13 protein-coding genes are annotated in these 14,478 nt (G+C 73.8%); 6 read left to right on the forward strand and 7 right to left on the reverse strand.

The genetic code is table 11. The features are described from left to right. The first annotated feature begins 103 nt into the window (after positions 1–103). Entirely contained in the window at positions 104–1,759 is a 1,656-nt protein-coding gene (locus tag ACFVQZ_RS21880) for a threonine/serine exporter family protein (RefSeq protein WP_030495854.1), read from the forward strand. Positions 1,760–1,840: 81 nt separating this feature from the next. On the opposite strand, the gene ACFVQZ_RS21885 is transcribed toward ACFVQZ_RS21880, so the two are convergent. Next, on the reverse strand, positions 1,841–3,028 hold the full coding sequence (locus ACFVQZ_RS21885) for a DedA family protein (protein ID WP_383625051.1): 1,188 nt from the start codon (positions 3,026–3,028) through the stop codon (positions 1,841–1,843). Positions 3,029–3,202: 174 nt separating this feature from the next. On the opposite strand from ACFVQZ_RS21885, the gene ACFVQZ_RS21890 reads away from it, so the two are divergent. The 3 genes from ACFVQZ_RS21890 to ACFVQZ_RS21900 all read left to right on the forward strand — a co-directional run bounded on the left by ACFVQZ_RS21890 (position 3,203) and on the right by ACFVQZ_RS21900 (position 6,411). Further along, positions 3,203–3,571 carry a YbjQ family protein gene (locus tag ACFVQZ_RS21890; protein ID WP_030495852.1) on the forward strand — a complete coding sequence of 123 codons (369 nt, stop codon included), beginning with the start codon at positions 3,203–3,205 and terminating at the stop codon, positions 3,569–3,571. A 112-nt stretch (positions 3,572–3,683) separates the two neighbouring features. Then, positions 3,684–4,961: an ion channel protein gene (locus tag ACFVQZ_RS21895; protein ID WP_030495851.1), complete on the forward strand. Its 1,278-nt coding sequence runs from the start codon at positions 3,684–3,686 to the stop codon at positions 4,959–4,961. A gap of 28 nt (positions 4,962–4,989) precedes the next feature. Further along, positions 4,990–6,411, forward strand: a complete 1,422-nt coding sequence (locus tag ACFVQZ_RS21900; RefSeq protein ID WP_030495850.1) for a glutamate decarboxylase — start codon at positions 4,990–4,992, stop codon at positions 6,409–6,411. On the opposite strand, the gene ACFVQZ_RS21905 is transcribed toward ACFVQZ_RS21900, so the two are convergent. The 4 genes from ACFVQZ_RS21905 to ACFVQZ_RS21920 all read right to left on the reverse strand — a co-directional run bounded on the left by ACFVQZ_RS21905 (position 6,408) and on the right by ACFVQZ_RS21920 (position 10,795). Then, entirely contained in the window at positions 6,408–7,640 is a 1,233-nt protein-coding gene (locus ACFVQZ_RS21905) for a WD40/YVTN/BNR-like repeat-containing protein (RefSeq protein WP_383625056.1), read from the reverse strand. The genes ACFVQZ_RS21900 and ACFVQZ_RS21905 overlap by 4 nt on opposite strands. 107 nt (positions 7,641–7,747) lie before the next feature. Then, a complete protein-coding gene (locus ACFVQZ_RS21910) occupies positions 7,748–8,287 on the reverse strand; it encodes a DinB family protein (protein WP_030495848.1) in 540 nt (179 codons plus the stop codon). Between the two features lie 82 nt (positions 8,288–8,369). Continuing rightward, a complete protein-coding gene (locus ACFVQZ_RS21915) occupies positions 8,370–9,827 on the reverse strand; it encodes an aldehyde dehydrogenase family protein (RefSeq protein ID WP_030495847.1) in 1,458 nt (485 codons plus the stop codon). Between the two features lie 95 nt (positions 9,828–9,922). Further along, complete coding sequence (locus ACFVQZ_RS21920; RefSeq protein WP_030495846.1) at positions 9,923–10,795, reverse strand: Scr1 family TA system antitoxin-like transcriptional regulator; 873 nt, start codon at positions 10,793–10,795, stop codon at positions 9,923–9,925. Between the two features lie 368 nt (positions 10,796–11,163). Between ACFVQZ_RS21920 and ACFVQZ_RS21925 the strand changes: the two genes are divergently transcribed. After that, positions 11,164–11,661, forward strand: coding sequence for an ATP-binding protein (locus tag ACFVQZ_RS21925; RefSeq protein ID WP_030495845.1), 498 nt, complete (start codon positions 11,164–11,166; stop codon positions 11,659–11,661). A 119-nt stretch (positions 11,662–11,780) separates the two neighbouring features. On the opposite strand, the gene ACFVQZ_RS21930 is transcribed toward ACFVQZ_RS21925, so the two are convergent. Together ACFVQZ_RS21930 and ACFVQZ_RS21935 are read right to left on the reverse strand one after the other, a co-directional pair. Further along, a complete protein-coding gene (locus ACFVQZ_RS21930) occupies positions 11,781–11,993 on the reverse strand; it encodes a DUF397 domain-containing protein (protein ID WP_030219358.1) in 213 nt (70 codons plus the stop codon). Positions 11,994–12,209: 216 nt separating this feature from the next. Next, positions 12,210–13,196: an FUSC family protein gene (locus tag ACFVQZ_RS21935; RefSeq protein ID WP_383625061.1), complete on the reverse strand. Its 987-nt coding sequence runs from the start codon at positions 13,194–13,196 to the stop codon at positions 12,210–12,212. A gap of 971 nt (positions 13,197–14,167) precedes the next feature. Here ACFVQZ_RS21935 and ACFVQZ_RS21940 point away from each other — a divergent pair. Continuing rightward, positions 14,168–14,365 (forward strand): hypothetical protein, encoded by a 198-nt coding sequence (locus ACFVQZ_RS21940; RefSeq protein ID WP_383625064.1) that lies wholly within the window; start codon positions 14,168–14,170, stop codon positions 14,363–14,365. Positions 14,366–14,478 lie beyond the last annotated feature (113 nt).

A 14,478-nucleotide genomic window follows, 5' to 3' on the forward strand; every position in this document is an offset into this window, starting at 1 on the left:
GTGCACCCTTCGGGGTGTACCGCCTTTCGCGCATCCACGTTTCGCACGCCCGTCTGACGCCCATACTGGAATCCACGATTCCCTGGTGTGAGGCGGAGAGCGAGTGGTGGCGGAGCCGGAGGGCCCCGAGGAGGCTCCGGAGGACCGGAAGCCCCTGTCGGACGAGGCGACCTCGGAGTTCGCGCTGCCGGAGGGGCTGGTGCCCGAGCCGCCTCCGGAGCCGGAGGGCTCGGCGTTCGTGGTGCCGGAGGGACTGGTGCCGGAGCCGCCGCCGGAGCCCGAGGGGTCGGCGTTCGCGGCGCCGTCGACGTACTCCGCGAAGGACTCGCCGCCCGCCTTCGCCCCGGCGTACGGGGTGCCGCTGGCGCGGCTGCCGCACAACGCGCCGTGGCAGGACCGGATGCGGACGATGCTGCGGCTGCCCGTCGGCGACCGGCCGGTGGTCCCGGAGACCGCGGACGCGAAGGACGAGACGGGGCCGTCGGTGCCGCGCGTGCTCGACCTGAGCCTGCGCATCGGGGAGCTGCTGCTGGCCGGCGGCGAGGGCGCGGAGGACGTCGAGGCGGCGATGTTCGCGATCTGCCGCTCGTACGGCCTGGACCGCTGCGAGCCGACGGTGACGTTCACGCTGCTGTCGATCACCCACCAGCCGTCGCTGGTGGACGACCCGGTGACGGCGAACCGCACGGTACGGCGCCGGGGCACCGACTACACCCGGCTGGCGGCCGTCTACCAGCTGCTCGCGGACATCAACGCGCCCGCGCACGAGGTGTCGCCGGAGGAGGCCTACCGGCGGCTGGCGGAGATCCGGCGCAACCGGCACCCGTACCCGGGGTGGGTGCTGACGGGAGCGGCGGGCGTGCTCGCGGGCGCGGCGTCGACGCTGCTCGGCGGCGGGCCGTACGTGTTCTTCGTGGCGGCGCTGGGCGCGGTGCTCGGCGACCGGCTGGCGTGGCTGTGCGCGGGGCGCGGGCTGCCGGAGTTCTACCAGTTCCTGGTGGCGGCGATGCCGCCGGCCGCGATGGGGGTGCTGCTGACGCTGCTCCACGCGGACCTGCGGCCGTCGGCGGTGATCACCGGTGGCCTGTTCGCGCTGATCCCGGGGCGGGCGCTGGTGGCGGCGGTGCAGGACGGTCTGACCGGCTTCTACATCACGGCGTCGGCGCGGCTCCTGGAGGTCGCCTACTTCTTCGTGGCGATCGTGGTGGGCGTGCTGTCGGTGCTGTACGTGGCCGTGCAGTTCGACGCGCAGCTCAATCCGGAGGGGACGCTGCGTCCGGTCGAGCGGCCGGTGACGCAGATCGTGTCGTCGATGGTGCTGTGCGCGACCTTCGCGATCCTGCTGCAGCAGTCGCGGGCGACGGTGCTGTTCGCGACGCTGAACGGCGGGGTGGCGTGGGTGGTGTACGCGTCGATCGCGATCACCGCCGGGGGTTCGGCGGTGATGGCGACGGCGGCGGCGTCGGGGCTGGTGGGCCTGTTCGGGCAGCTGATGGCCCGCTACCAGCACACGTCGTCGCTGCCGTACGTGACGGCGGCGATCGGGCCGCTGCTGCCGGGTTCGGCGACGTACTTCGGTGTGCTCGCGATCGCCCAGAACAACCTGGACCAGGGCTTCACGTCGCTGGCGAAGGCGGCGGCCCTCGCGCTGGCGATCGCGATCGGGGTGAACCTGGGCGGCGAGCTGGCGCGGCTCTTCATGCGCGCGCCGGGCGCGCGCTCGGCGCGCAGCGCGGCGAAGCGGACCCGCGGCTTCTGAGGGCTCTGGGGATGTGACGAGGCCCCGCCCCCGGCCGGGTGGCCGGGGGCGGGGCCTCGTCACGTCGCGGGTCCGACGCGGTCAGCGCTCGCCGTACGGGTACGGGGGCTGGTTCTGGCCGCCGTAGCCGTGCTGGTCGCCGTGGCCGGGCTGCTGCGGCTGCTGGGCCTGCTGCGGCTGCTGGGGATGGCCGGGCTGCTGGGTGTAGCCGGGGTGGTTGCCGTAGGCGGGCTGCTGGGGGTGCTGGGGCTGCTGCGGCTGGCCGTAGCCGGGCTGGGGGGCCGGGTAGCCGTAGCCGCCCTGCTGGCCGTAGCCGCCGCCCTGCTGCCCGTACGTCCCCTGGTCGCCGTAGCCGCCGGGCTGGGCCTGGTAGGCGCCCTGCTGCCCGTAGCCGGCCTGCTGCTGCCCCTGCCCGTAGCCGTACCCCTGCTGGTCGCCGTAGCCACCGGCCTGGGCGCCGTACCCGCCCTGGTTGCCGTAGCCGGTCTGGCCCGCGTAGCCGTCCTGGTGGCCGTAGCCGCCCTGGCCCGGATGGTTGCCGTAACCGCGCTGGTCGCCGTAGCCGCCCTGCTGCCCGGGCTGGTCACCGTGGGCGGGCGGCGCCTCGGGGCCGGCGGGGGGCGCGTCCTGCCGGGCGGCGGCGGCCTTCTTCGACTGGGAGCGGGCCTTCAGGTACTCGATCACGATCGGGACGACCGACAGCAGGACGATGCCGACGAGGATCGCCTCGATGTTCTTGTGGACGAAGTCCACCTTGCCGAGCGAGGCGCCGAGCAGGGTCACGCCGGCGCCCCACAGCACGCCGCCGATGATGTTGAAGGTGATGAAGGAGCGGTAGTTCATCCGGCTGACGCCGGCGATGATCGGCGTGAAGGTGCGGATGATCGGGACGAAGCGGGCCAGGATGAGGGACTTCGGACCGTGCTTCTCGAAGAACTCGTGGGCCTTCTCGACGTTCTCCTGCTTGAAGAACTTGGAGTCGGGGCGCCGGAAGAGCGACGGACCCACCTTCCGGCCGAACAGGTAGCCCACCTGGTCGCCGATGATCGCCGCGAGGACGATCAGCGTGCAGACCAGCCACAGCGGCGAGTCGAGCTTGCCGGTGGTGACGAGGAGGCCGGTGGTGAAGAGCAGCGAGTCACCGGGCAGGAAGAACCCGATGAGGAGGCCGGACTCGGCGAAGACGATGACGAGGACACCGATCAGGCCGAAGGTCTGGATCAGGTAGTCCGGATCCAGCCAGCTCGGTCCGAGGGCAAGCGTGTTCACGGGTTCCGGGCTCCTGGGTTCGGGGTGGGGGGCATGTCGAGGTGCGGGCGGGACATGCCTGCGGCGCGCCCCAAGCTATCAACGCGGAGCGGCGTCCCCCGGTTCCGCCCGGGTCGTACGGGATGCGGGCGGGCGTCCGCGCGGCGACCCTGGGTGACCAGGAGGTGAGTGCCGATGGGCATCGAGGAGTACGGAGGCGGTCAGGGACCGCACCCCGACGTGCTGGTGGTGACGACGAACGACGTCCCGGGGTACGAGGTGCGCCAGGTGATCGGAGAGGTCTTCGGGCTGACGGTCCGGTCCCGTCATCTGGGCAGCCAGATCGGCGCCGGTCTGAAGTCGATGATCGGCGGTGAGCTGAAGGGGCTGACGAAGACCCTGGTGGAGACCCGGAACCAGGCGATGGACCGCCTGGTGGAGCAGGCGAGGGCGCGCGGCGCGAACGCGGTGCTGATGTTCCGCTTCGACGTGACCGAGGCGGCGGACGTCGGCACCGAGGTCTGCGCGTACGGGACCGCGGTCGTCATCGCCCCGAGTCCCTGAGCCGCGAGCCGCCGCGCCGCCGGGCCACGGACCCTGACGCCCTGTGAGACGCGGGCCCACCCTCGGGGGTTTTCGAGGTGTTGTGCGGCATTTGCTCACTTATGGTGGGGCGGTGGCCACCGATCATGACGCGACCGCCCCCGCCGAAGCACCGGTACGGCTCCTGCTCCCGCAGGTGCTGCCCGCCCTCGTGGTGGGCGTCGGATCGGGCCTGCTGTTCCTCGGCATCAGCCTGGTCGCCGAGGAACTCCAGGCGGTGCTCTGGGAGACCGTGCCGGACGCCCTGGACATCGGCCGGTACTCCTCGCTGTGGATGATCACCGTCCTCACCGTCACCGGCGTCGCCGCCGGCCTCGTCGTCTGGAAGGCCCCCGGGCACGCCGGACCCGACCCGGCGTCCGAGGGGCTCGGCGGGCCGCCGCTGCCGCCGCTCGTGGTGCCCGGCCTCCTCGTCGCCTCGACCCTCGCCCTCGCCGGCGGCGTCAGCCTCGGCCCCGAGCAGCCGACGATCGCCGCCGCGATCTCCCTGGCCGCCTGGCTGGGCCTGCGGGCCGCGCCGAACGTGCCCGGCGCCTTCTGGGTCTCCCTCGCCATCGCCGGCACCTTCGGCGCCCTCTTCGGCACGCCCGTCGCCGCCGCCCTGGTCCTCTCCGAGGCGCTCACCGGGCAGCCCGGCCGCGGCTCGCTGTGGGACCGGCTGTTCGCGCCGCTGCTCGCCGCCGGCGCCGGCTCGATGACCACCCAGCTGCTGTCGGACCCCAGCTTCGCGATGGGCCTCCCGCCGCTGACCGACCCCGGCTGGGAGGACCTGCTCGCCTCCCTCGTCGTCGCCTCCCTCGGCGCCGCCTTCGGGCTCCTCGGCTGCTACGCCTTCCCCCACCTCCACCGCGCCTTCGGCCGGCTGCGGCACCCGATGCTGATGCTGCCCGCCGGCGGGCTGCTGCTCGGCCTGCTGGGCGCCCTCGGCGGCCACCTCACCCTCTTCAAGGGCCTCCACGAGACGAAGGAGCTCGTCGCCTCCCTCGGGGTGTACTCCTCCGGCGAGCTGGCCCGGCTGGCCGTCGTGAAGCTCGCCGCCCTGCTGGTCGCCGCCGCCTGCGGCTTCCGCGGCGGCCGGGTCTTCCCGGCGGTCTTCCTCGGCGCCGCCCTCGGCCTGGTCGCCCAGGCCCTCGTCCCCGAGATCCACCCGGCGGTCGCCGTCTCCTCCGCCGTCCTCGGCGTCCTCCTCGCCACCACCCGGCAGGGCTGGGTGAGCCTCTTCATCGCCGCCGTCATCGCCTCCTCCCCCGCGATGCTCTCGCTCCTCTGCCTGGCCACCCTGCCCGCCTGGCTGATCGTCACCGGCCGGCCCCAGCTCGAACTCGACCACCACGGCAAGCCCCTCCGCTGACCCGCCCCCCGCCGCAGAAGGAGCCCCGATGGCCCCCCTCCACCAGGGAACCGACGACCCCGACGCCGCCCCCTTCCGGCGGCTCGCCCTCAACCCCTTCTACGGCGAGGCCGACCCCGTCGGCGGGATGACCGAGGCCCCGCCCCGCCACCGGCTGCCCGACGGCCCGCTCCCGCCGTCCAGCGCCTACCAGCTCGTCCACGACGAGCTGATGCTCGACGGCAACTCCCGCCTCAACCTCGCCACCTTCGTCACCACCTGGATGGAACCGCAGGCCGGCGTCCTCATGGGCGAGTGCCGCGACAAGAACATGATCGACAAGGACGAGTACCCGCGCACCGCGGAACTCGAACGCCGCTGCGTCGCCATGCTCGCCGACCTCTGGCACGCCCCCGACCCGGCCGCCGCCGTCGGTTGCTCCACCACCGGCTCCAGCGAGGCGTGCATGCTCGCCGGCATGGCCCTCAAGCGCCGCTGGGCCCGGCGGAACGCCGACCGCTACCCGGCCACCGCCCGCCCCAACCTGGTGATGGGCGTCAACGTGCAGGTCTGCTGGGAGAAGTTCTGCACCTTCTGGGAGGTCGAGCCCCGCCTCGTCCCCATGGAGGGCGACCGCTACCACCTCGACGCCGCCTCCGCCGCCGCGCTGTGCGACGAGAACACCATCGGCGTCGTCGCCGTCCTCGGCTCCACCTTCGACGGCTCCTACGAGCCCGTCGCCGACATCTGCGCCGCCCTCGACGACCTCCAGGCCCGCACCGGCCTCGACGTCCCCGTCCACGTCGACGGCGCCTCCGGCGGCATGGTCGCCCCGTTCCTCGACGAGGACCTGGTGTGGGACTTCCGCCTCCCCCGCGTCTCCTCGATCAACACCTCCGGGCACAAGTACGGACTCGTCTACCCGGGCGTCGGCTGGGCGCTGTGGCGGAGCGCGGAGGAGCTTCCCGAGGAGCTGGTCTTCCGGGTCAACTACCTCGGCGGCGACATGCCGACCTTCGCCCTCAACTTCTCCCGCCCCGGCGCCCAGGTCGTCGCCCAGTACTACACGTTCCTCCGGCTCGGCCGGGACGGCTACCGGGCCGTCCAGCAGACCAGCCGGGACGTCGCCCGCGGCCTCGCCGAACGCATCGAGGCGCTGGGCGACTTCCGCCTCCTCACCCGCGGCGACCAGCTGCCCGTCTTCGCCTTCACCACCTCCCCCGACGTCACCTCCTACGACGTCTTCGACGTGTCCCGCCGGCTCCGCGAGCACGGCTGGCTCGTCCCCGCCTACACCTTCCCCGCCCACCGCGAGGACCTGTCCGTCCTGCGGATCGTCTGCCGCAACGGCTTCTCCGCCGACCTCGCCGGCCTCCTCGTCGAGGACCTGCACCGGCTGCTGCCCGACCTCCGCCGCCAGCCCCGCCCCCTCACCCACGACAAGGACGCCGCGACCTCCTTCCACCACTAGGAACCGCCCGCCGAGGCGTCGCCGCCGCACGCCAGCTGGAACGGCGACCAGCGGACGCCGTCGCGCGTCAGCTCGTACCGGCAGCGGGCGTCCTCCCGCAGCAGGCCGATCGCGGTGCGGCGGACGTACGCGCCGCCGTCGTCCAGCTCCCGGAACGTCCGGCCGCCGTCCACGCTGCCGTACGGGCCCGACTGGGCGGCCAGCTCGATCCGGCCCCCCGGCCCCGGCACGGGCAGCCCCTCCACCGAGCGCGGCTCCCGCACGGGGCCCGAGGTCCACACCCGCTGCCAGGTCCGGCCGCCGTCGCCCGAGCGGTGCAGCGCCCGCAGCGGGTTCTTCACCGGCTCGCCGCCCTCCAGCTCGCCGGCCTCCGCCGCGTACACGGCGTCCGGGCCCACCACCACCGACGTGTACCAGGACGGGCCGGCCGGGGAGCCGGGGCTCGGCAGCCGGCTCACCGACCAGCTGCGGCCCCGGTCCCGGGAGACCGCGACCACCGCCGGGCCCGTCCCCGGCTCGGTGCCCGACGCCCACCACGAGCCGTCCGGTTCCGCGACCGCCGCGGGACGCGGATGCGCCCCCAGCGCCGGCTGCGCCACCAGCACCCGCCGCCGCCCGTCCCGGGGCGAGAGCACCGCCAGCCGCTCCCGGGCGCACTCCTCCGGCGGAGCCCCCGGATCCGACACGCACACGGCGGTGAGCCCCGCCCCCGCGGGTATGTCGGCCGTCCGGCCGGCCGGGCGCGGATCGACGCCCCGCCAGCTCCGCCCCCCGTCGGAGGTGAACCAGCCCCGCACCGGCTCGTCCCCGCCGCCGTCCTCGATCAGCGCCCGGCCCGGGCCCAGCACCCACAGCCGCGCCGACACCCCCTCCGTACCGCGCAGTTCGGGCAGCGGCGAGGCGCGCGGCTCCCAGCGGCCGGCGCCCGCGTCGAGCACCGCGACCCGCTGGCGGCAGAAGCCGTTCGCCGGCCGGGCGGGGTCGGTCACGCACTCCGCGAGCAGCGCGAAGCCGCTGCCGTCGGCGGCGAAGTCGAGCCCCGCTACGGTGCCCGGCAGCGCGGCGCCGTCCGCGATCCTCGGCGGCGCGCCGAACACCCCGTCAGCGGCGGGCCGTTCACTCCTCAGGGCCGGCCCCGGCCCGCCCGTACAGGCGGCGAGCAGGCCGGTGAGCAGCAGGGCCACGAGCGCGCGGAGCGACGCCGGCGCCCGGGAAACGGGAACGCGCATCGGACTTCCCCCTGTCCGTCGGGCGGTTCGCGGTGAACCGTCTGCTTCTTGTACACCGCTCACCGCCTTCGGGTTCCCACCCCCGCGAGGCATTCCCGGACGGGCTCTCAGCCCTCGCGCTCCTGCGCGATCAGCTCGAAGGAGGTCCTGCCGTCCAGGGACTCGCGGATCACGTCCGCCTGCCCGGCGTGCCGTCCCATCTCCTGCACCAGGTGCAGCAGCATCCAGCGGACCGTCACCCGGCCCTCCGGCGGGAACCAGGGCGCAGGCGGCAGCGGGAAGGTGTCGTCGAGGCTCGGCACCGTCCGCACGAACTCCTCGGTCTCCCGGGCGACGCCGTCCCAGAAGGCCAGGACGCCGGGGATCGTCTCCCCGTCGACGAGCCGGAACGCGTCGCCCCAGGTCTCCTCGGTCCGCTGCCGTTCGTTCGGCTTGCCCTGGGCGAGCCGCAGCCAGTTCAGCTCGACCTCGGCCACGTGCTTGACCAGGCCGGACAGGCTCAGCTCGCTGACGCTGGGCCGGCCCGCCGCCTGCTCCTCGGTGAGGCCGAGGAGCGTGCGGCGGAGCGCGGCGCGCTGGGCCTCCACGAAGTTGAGGAACGCGCCGCGCTCGTCGCCGGGAGCCTCCGCAGGAACCAGAGCCACCATGATGTCCGCCTTCCGTACCGGTCCTGCCCGGGGTCTTCCCGGGCAGGACCTACGCTACGGAGCGAACAGGACAGATCCCGTCCTAGAAGGGGAAGCGGCTCCGGCCGTGCTGGATGGAGATCCACTTCTGGGTGGTGAAGGCGTCCACCATCGCGTCGCCGTTGAGCCGCCCGATGCCCGAGTGCTTCTCGCCGCCGAAGGGGACGATCGGCTCGTCGTGCACGGTGCCGTCGTTGATGTGGATCATGCCGGTGTGGATCCGCTTGGCCACCCGGACGCCGCGCTCGACGTCGGCGGTGTGGACGGCGCCGCTGAGCCCGTACGGGGTGTCGTTGGCGATGCGTACGGCCTCGTCCTCGCCGTCGAAGGCGACGATCAGCGCCACCGGGCCGAAGATCTCCTGGCCGAGGACGGGGGCGTCGGCGGGGATGCCGGTCAGCACGGACGGGGAGACGAGGTTGCCCTCGACGGTGCCGTGCAGCAGCGCGGTGGCGCCCGCGGCCACGGTCTGCTCGACGACGCCGGCGACGGACTCGGCCTGCTGGGAGTTGATGAGCGGGCCGATGTGGGTGCCGGGGTCGGCCGGGTCGCCGACCCGCAGGGTCTTCACCTTCGCCACGAACTTCTCGGTGAACTCCGCCTCCAGGCGGCGGTCGACCAGGATGCGGTTGGCGGCCATGCAGACCTGGCCCTGGTGGACGAAGCGGCTGAAGACGGCCGCGTCGACCGCGTAGTCGACGTCGGCGTCGTCGAGGACGATCAGGGCGCTGTTGCCGCCGAGTTCGAGGACGGCGTGCTTGAAGTTCTGGGCGCAGACGGTGGCCACGTGGCGGCCGACCTTGTCGGAGCCGGTGAAGGAGATGACCTTCGGGACCGGGTGGGTGAGCAGCGCGTCGCCGATCTCGGCGATGTCGGTGACGACGACGTTGAGCAGCCCGGCGGGGAGGCCCGCGTCCTCCATGATCTTCGCGACCAGGGTGCCGCCGCAGACCGGCGTGTTCTGGTGCGGCTTGAGGACGACCGCGTTGCCGAGCGCGAGGGCGGGGGCGACCGACTTCAGCGAGAGGAGGAAGGGGAAGTTGAACGGGGAGATGACGCCGACGACGCCGACCGGCAGGCGGTAGACGCGGTTCTCCTTGCCGTCGACCGGGGACGGCAGGATGCGGCCCTCGGGGCGCAGCGCCAGCTGGACCGCCTCGCGCAGGAACTCCTTGGCGAGGTGGAGCTCGAAGGCGGCCTTGAGGCGGGTGCCGCCGAGCTCGGCGACGATCGTCTCGGCTATCTCGTCCTCGCGGTCCTCGACGATCCGCAGGGCGCGCTCGAAGACCTGCCGGCGGGCGTACGGGTTGGTCTCGGCCCAGGCGGTCTGGGCGCGCTCGGCGGCCCGGTAGGCCCGGTCGACCTCGTCGGCGGTGGCGACCGTGATCGAGGCGAGCTTCTCGCCGGTGTACGGGTTGAAGTCGATGATGTCCCAGGAGCCGCTGCCCGGCTTCCATTCGCCGTCGATGAACTGGTGGGCCAGGTCGGTGAAGTGCGACATGGACGTGAGGACCCCTCTGCCGGCTGCCGGTCGGCCGGGAGCGCGCGGGCGCCCGGTCGCCGGGGCTACTGATGCGCCGTCATCGTACTGATGTGTCAGGAGAGTTGGAGGAGTCCGCGGAGAAGATCACGGCTTTCGGCCGGATCCGGACTGTCCTTCGCCAGCTTCTCCATCACGGCGGCGTACTGGCCGACCTCCTCGCGCTTGTCGAGGTAGAGGGCGCCGGTGAGCTGTTCCAGGTAGACGATGTCGGAGAGGTCGGACTCCGGGAAGCTGAGCATGGTGAAGGCGCCGCTCTCGCCCGCGTGCCCGCCGAAGCTGAAGGGCATCACCTGGAGGGTGACCCCGGGGTGCTCGGAGACCTCGATGAGGTGCTTCAGCTGCCCGCGCATAACGGCCCGGTCGCCGTACGGGCGGCGCAGCGCGGCCTCGTCGAGGACGACGTGGACGTGCGGGGCGTGCTCGGAGACGAGGACCTTCTGGCGCTCGACGCGGAGGGCGACGCGGCGGTCGATCTCGGCTTGCGTGGCGCCGGGCATGCCCCGGGAGACGACCGCGTGGGCGTACTGCTCGGTCTGCAGCAGGCCGTGCACGAACTGCACTTCGTAGACGCGGATGAGGGAGGCGGCGGCCTCCAGGCCGATGTACGTCTGGAACCAGCCCGGCAGGACGTCGCCGAAGCTGTGCCACCAGCCGGCGAGGTTGGCCTCGCGGGCGAGACCCAGGAGCGCGCCGCGCTCGGTCTCCTCGGTGACTCCGTAGAGAGTGAGCAGATCCTCTATGTCCCGGGCCTTGAAGCTCACCCTTCCCAACTCCATACGGCTGATCTTGGATTCGGAGGCGCGGATCGAGTAGCCGGCGGCCTCGCGGGTGATGCCCCTCGATTCGCGCAGGCGCCTCAGCTGGGAGCCCAGAAGGATGCGCCGGACGACGCTCCCGCCCGCTCCGTTCATTTCGCCTGCGGTCACGGCTCCAGCCTTCCCTTCACGGTGACGAGCCCCCGTCGAGCCCCGGATTCTGCCACCAAACGCTTCAGCGCGTACACATCTGGTTACGGAAGGGGAGGCGGAGGGGTGAGATCCGGACGGGGGCGGCGGAGGGCCGGGGGCGGCGGCGTCAAGAAGATTTCCACAGATTCGCCACAGGGTCGGACAGGTCCGGCACCCGGGGGGCGCGTGCACGTGCATCTGCCCTTGCATCCCGTGGTCGCATTCGGAACCATGGAGCCCGCGCAGCCGCGTACTCGTTCGCGTTGTCGTGTTGGCGTGTTGTCGCAATGTTTCGCGCTGTTCGCACCGTTGTCGCACCACCACCGCGATACCCGGGAGTGCCTCGCATGGGGACGAATGGATCGACCGTGCTCGAGCCTTTACGGCAGGGTCTCCCGCCGATCGATCCCGGCGCCGTCTCCACCTCCGCCTCCTGCGCCCTGCCCGCCCGGTACGAAGCGGTGCGCGGTGCCCGGACGTTCACGCGCCAGACGCTCAGCAGCTGGGACCTGGCCGACCGTTTCGACGACGTGGCCCTGGTCGTCTCCGAGCTGGTCACCAACGCGCTGCGGCACGCCGTGCCGGACGCCGGCCCCGACGACCTGCCGGGCCCGCCGGTGCGGCTGCACCTGATGCGCTGGGCGTCCCGTCTGGTGTGCGCGGTGCGCGATCCCAGCCGGGAGAGCCCGGAGGCGCGCGGCGGCGAGGAGGACTTCTCGGCCGAGTCGGGCCGGGGGCTGTTCCTGGTGGAGTCGTTCAGCGACAGCTGGGGCTGGCACCCGCTCGCGGGCCGGCTCCAGGGCAAGGTGGTGTGGGCGCTGTTCCGGGTGGGCCCGGAGGAGTAGGCGCGCCCCGCAGGACAGCGACAGCGACAGCATGAGGAAAGGCCCCGGCGGTGACCGCCGGGGCCTTTCCTCGTGTCCGCGGTCCGGGCGGCCCGGTGGTCCGCCGGGCCGGTGCCACGTCAGACCAGGTGGTCGAACTCCCCGTCCTTGACACCCAGCAGAAGCGCCTCGATCTCGGCCGGCGTGTAGACGAGCGCGGGCCCGTCCGGGTGGCGGGAGTTGCGCACGGCAACGTTTCCCCCCGGCAGTTTGGCGAACTCCACGCAGGAACCCTGGGAGTTGCTGTGCCGGCTCTTCTGCCAGACGACGCCCCGCAGCTCCGTGGCCGCCATGCCGTTGTACGCGTGGTGCGCGTGGTGCACTGGTAGCTCCCCGAGTTGCTTGGTACAGGTGTCAACTTCCCCGGATCATAGCTGCGTTCACGTGCGCCTGCATGAGCAGATGCACGTGCACGAGGCGTGGCGTAGCCACTACGCGACACACCGTGCGAGCTGCCGCGATCTTCCCACCCGAGTGGACGGCCCGGCGGCGCCGGGGGTTCCCGCCGGTCAGGCGTCGGCGAGGGCGGCCGACAGGTCGTCCAGCGCGGCCAGGAGCAGCCGGGCGGCCTTCCGCAGCAGCGGGTCGGCGACCTCGGTGTCCCAGGCGGCGACGGTCTCGCGGAGGTCGTCCCAGGCCGGGACCGTCCGCTCGCGGACCGCCTTCGCGCCCCGCTCGGTCGCCTCGCGCAGCACCTCCGCGAGGCCCGCCGCCGCCGGCACCGGCGGGGCGTCCCGGTCCGGGAGGTGCGCCTCCAGGAGCATCGCGGCCCGCCCGAACTCGGCGATCGCGTGCCCCGCGTCCTCCGCCGCCGCGTGCGACAGGCCCCGGTGCCGCACCGGTTCGTGGACGGCCCGCCCCAGCGCCTCGTGCCAGGCGACGCGGGCGGCGCGGGCGTCCAGCAGCGCCTCCCGCACCTCGGGGCCGCCGGGCCCGGCGGGGTCCTCGTACCGGGCGGCGACGGCCGCCGCGTACCGCCCCGACGCGGCCAGCCAGTCGGCGAGCCGGCCGCGCAGCCGGGGCGTCTCCCAGGCGGGGTAGAGGGCGTAGCCGAGCATCGCGAGGAGGCCGCCGAGGAGGGTGAGCGCGACCCGGTCCCGCACGGTCTGGGTCACACCCGAGCCCTCCATGCCGAGGAGGAAGACGACGTACGCGGCGACGCAGACCTGGCTGACGGCGTACCCGGTCCGCATCAGCAGGTACATGCCGAAGGCGCAGAGGACGGCGAGACCGGCGGAGAGGTACGTCCCCGGGTGCGCGGTCCGCACCACGGCGGTGGCGAGCGCGACGCCGACGAGCGTGCCGCCGAAGCGGGCCACGGAGCGCGCGTACGTCTGCGAGAAGTCCGGGCGCATCACCATCACGGACGCCATCGGCGCCCAGTACCCGTGCCCCAGCGGCAGCACCTGGCCGAGCAGGTACCCGGCGGCGGTGACGGCCGAGACCCGGAGCGCGTGCCGCAGGATCGGCGACCCCGGCCGCACCTCGGCCCGCATCGCGGCGAGGACGAGCGGGGCGAGGCGGAGGAGGGTGGGCCGGGTGAGGGCGGGTGGGGTGGCGCGGGGGGCCGCCGCCCGCGTTCCCGCGTCCGCCGCCGGGCGCGTCTTCGTGTCGGTGTCCGGGCGCTGCGTGCCGGTGTCCGGGCGCGTCTTCCTGTTCGTCTCCGTGCGGGGTTCGGCGGGTCTCGACGACGTCGTCGAGGAGGGCGATCAGGCGGAGGGCGGCGCGGTGGGAGCGGTCGTCGAGGATCGTGCCGGTGTCCGGGGTGCGGAGGGCGGCGACGGCGGACGGCGGCAGGCGGACCGGTTCGCCGTGCCGGATGGCGCGCGCGGCGGCGTCCAGCACCTCCCCGGCCGCCGCGAGCAGTTCGCGGACCCGGTCGCGCCGAGGTCCCTCGGCGGGGGCGCCGACGGCCGGGTCGGCGAGCGAGGCCAGCACCGGCCGGATCCGCTCGGCGAGCCGCCGGGGCCCGTGCAGTTCGGCGGGCCGGCGCCGGGCCTGGCGGGGCGTGACGGTGGCGGCGCTGCGGGCGGTCATGAGCGGGACCGGGTCGAAGGGCGCGACCGGGTCGTGGCGCAGCCGGCGGGCGTAGTCCGCCTCGGCGGCGAGCGCGTCGGCGAGGGCGTCGCGCTGGGCGCCCCAGGGACGGACCGGGAGCAGCACGATCAGCGCGGCCTGGACGACCCCGCCCGCGAAGATCATGGCGGCGTGGCCGGCGGCGGTCGCGACGGAGGTCGGCAGGGTGACGGTGACCAGCATGATCGCCACGTTGGAGGAGGCGATGATCCCGGCCGTGGGGCCGGCCGCCCAGACGAGCCCGGAGAGGAACGTCCACAGCAGCAGGAGGGCGAGGAAGAGGGCCGGATGGGAGCCGGTCAGATAGCCGAGGAAGGTCGAGACGGCGAGGCTGCCGCCGGAGGCGAGCGCGAGGGTCGGCCGGGGCCGCCAGGACCGCTGGAAGGTGGCGATGGCCGCCTGGAACGCGCCGAACGCGGACGACGCGGCGACGCCCGGCCCGAAGACGGCCAGCGAGAAGCCGACGACGAGCGCGAGCCCGAGGGCGCCCCGGGCGGCGACGGCCGGGGCGAGCCGCCGCCGCTCGACGGTGAGGCCGGAGCGGGCGGTCTCCCTCAGCGCCCGGAGCCAGCTCATGGTCCGAGCGTAGCGACGACTCCGCCACAATCCGACATTTCACCCGGCGGTCGGGTGCCCGGGCGCTCCTGCGCTCTCCGGCCCTGTGCTCTCCGGCCCCGTGGTCTCCCGCCCCACGACGTCGCC

Source organism: Streptomyces sp. NPDC057854 (assembly GCF_042797055.1).
Taxonomy (GTDB): domain Bacteria; phylum Actinomycetota; class Actinomycetes; order Streptomycetales; family Streptomycetaceae; genus Streptomyces.

Bases quoted from the DNA above. Each gene is read 5' to 3' on its own strand.
- ACFVQZ_RS21890 (WP_030495852.1), top strand. From the start codon at position 3,203: ATGGGCATCGAGGAGTACGGAGGCGGTCAGGGACCGCACCCCGACGTG.
- ACFVQZ_RS21900 (WP_030495850.1), top strand. From the start codon at position 4,990: ATGGCCCCCCTCCACCAGGGAACCGACGACCCCGACGCCGCCCCCTTC.
- ACFVQZ_RS21905 (WP_383625056.1), bottom strand. From the start codon at position 7,640: ATGCGCGTTCCCGTTTCCCGGGCGCCGGCGTCGCTCCGCGCGCTCGTG.
- ACFVQZ_RS21910 (WP_030495848.1), bottom strand. From the start codon at position 8,287: ATGGTGGCTCTGGTTCCTGCGGAGGCTCCCGGCGACGAGCGCGGCGCG.
- ACFVQZ_RS21915 (WP_030495847.1), bottom strand. From the start codon at position 9,827: ATGTCGCACTTCACCGACCTGGCCCACCAGTTCATCGACGGCGAATGG.
- ACFVQZ_RS21925 (WP_030495845.1), top strand. From the start codon at position 11,164: ATGGGGACGAATGGATCGACCGTGCTCGAGCCTTTACGGCAGGGTCTC.
- ACFVQZ_RS21930 (WP_030219358.1), bottom strand. From the start codon at position 11,993: ATGGCGGCCACGGAGCTGCGGGGCGTCGTCTGGCAGAAGAGCCGGCAC.
- ACFVQZ_RS21935 (WP_383625061.1), bottom strand. From the start codon at position 13,196: ATGCGGGCCGAGGTGCGGCCGGGGTCGCCGATCCTGCGGCACGCGCTC.
- ACFVQZ_RS21940 (WP_383625064.1), top strand. From the start codon at position 14,168: ATGGCCGCCTGGAACGCGCCGAACGCGGACGACGCGGCGACGCCCGGC.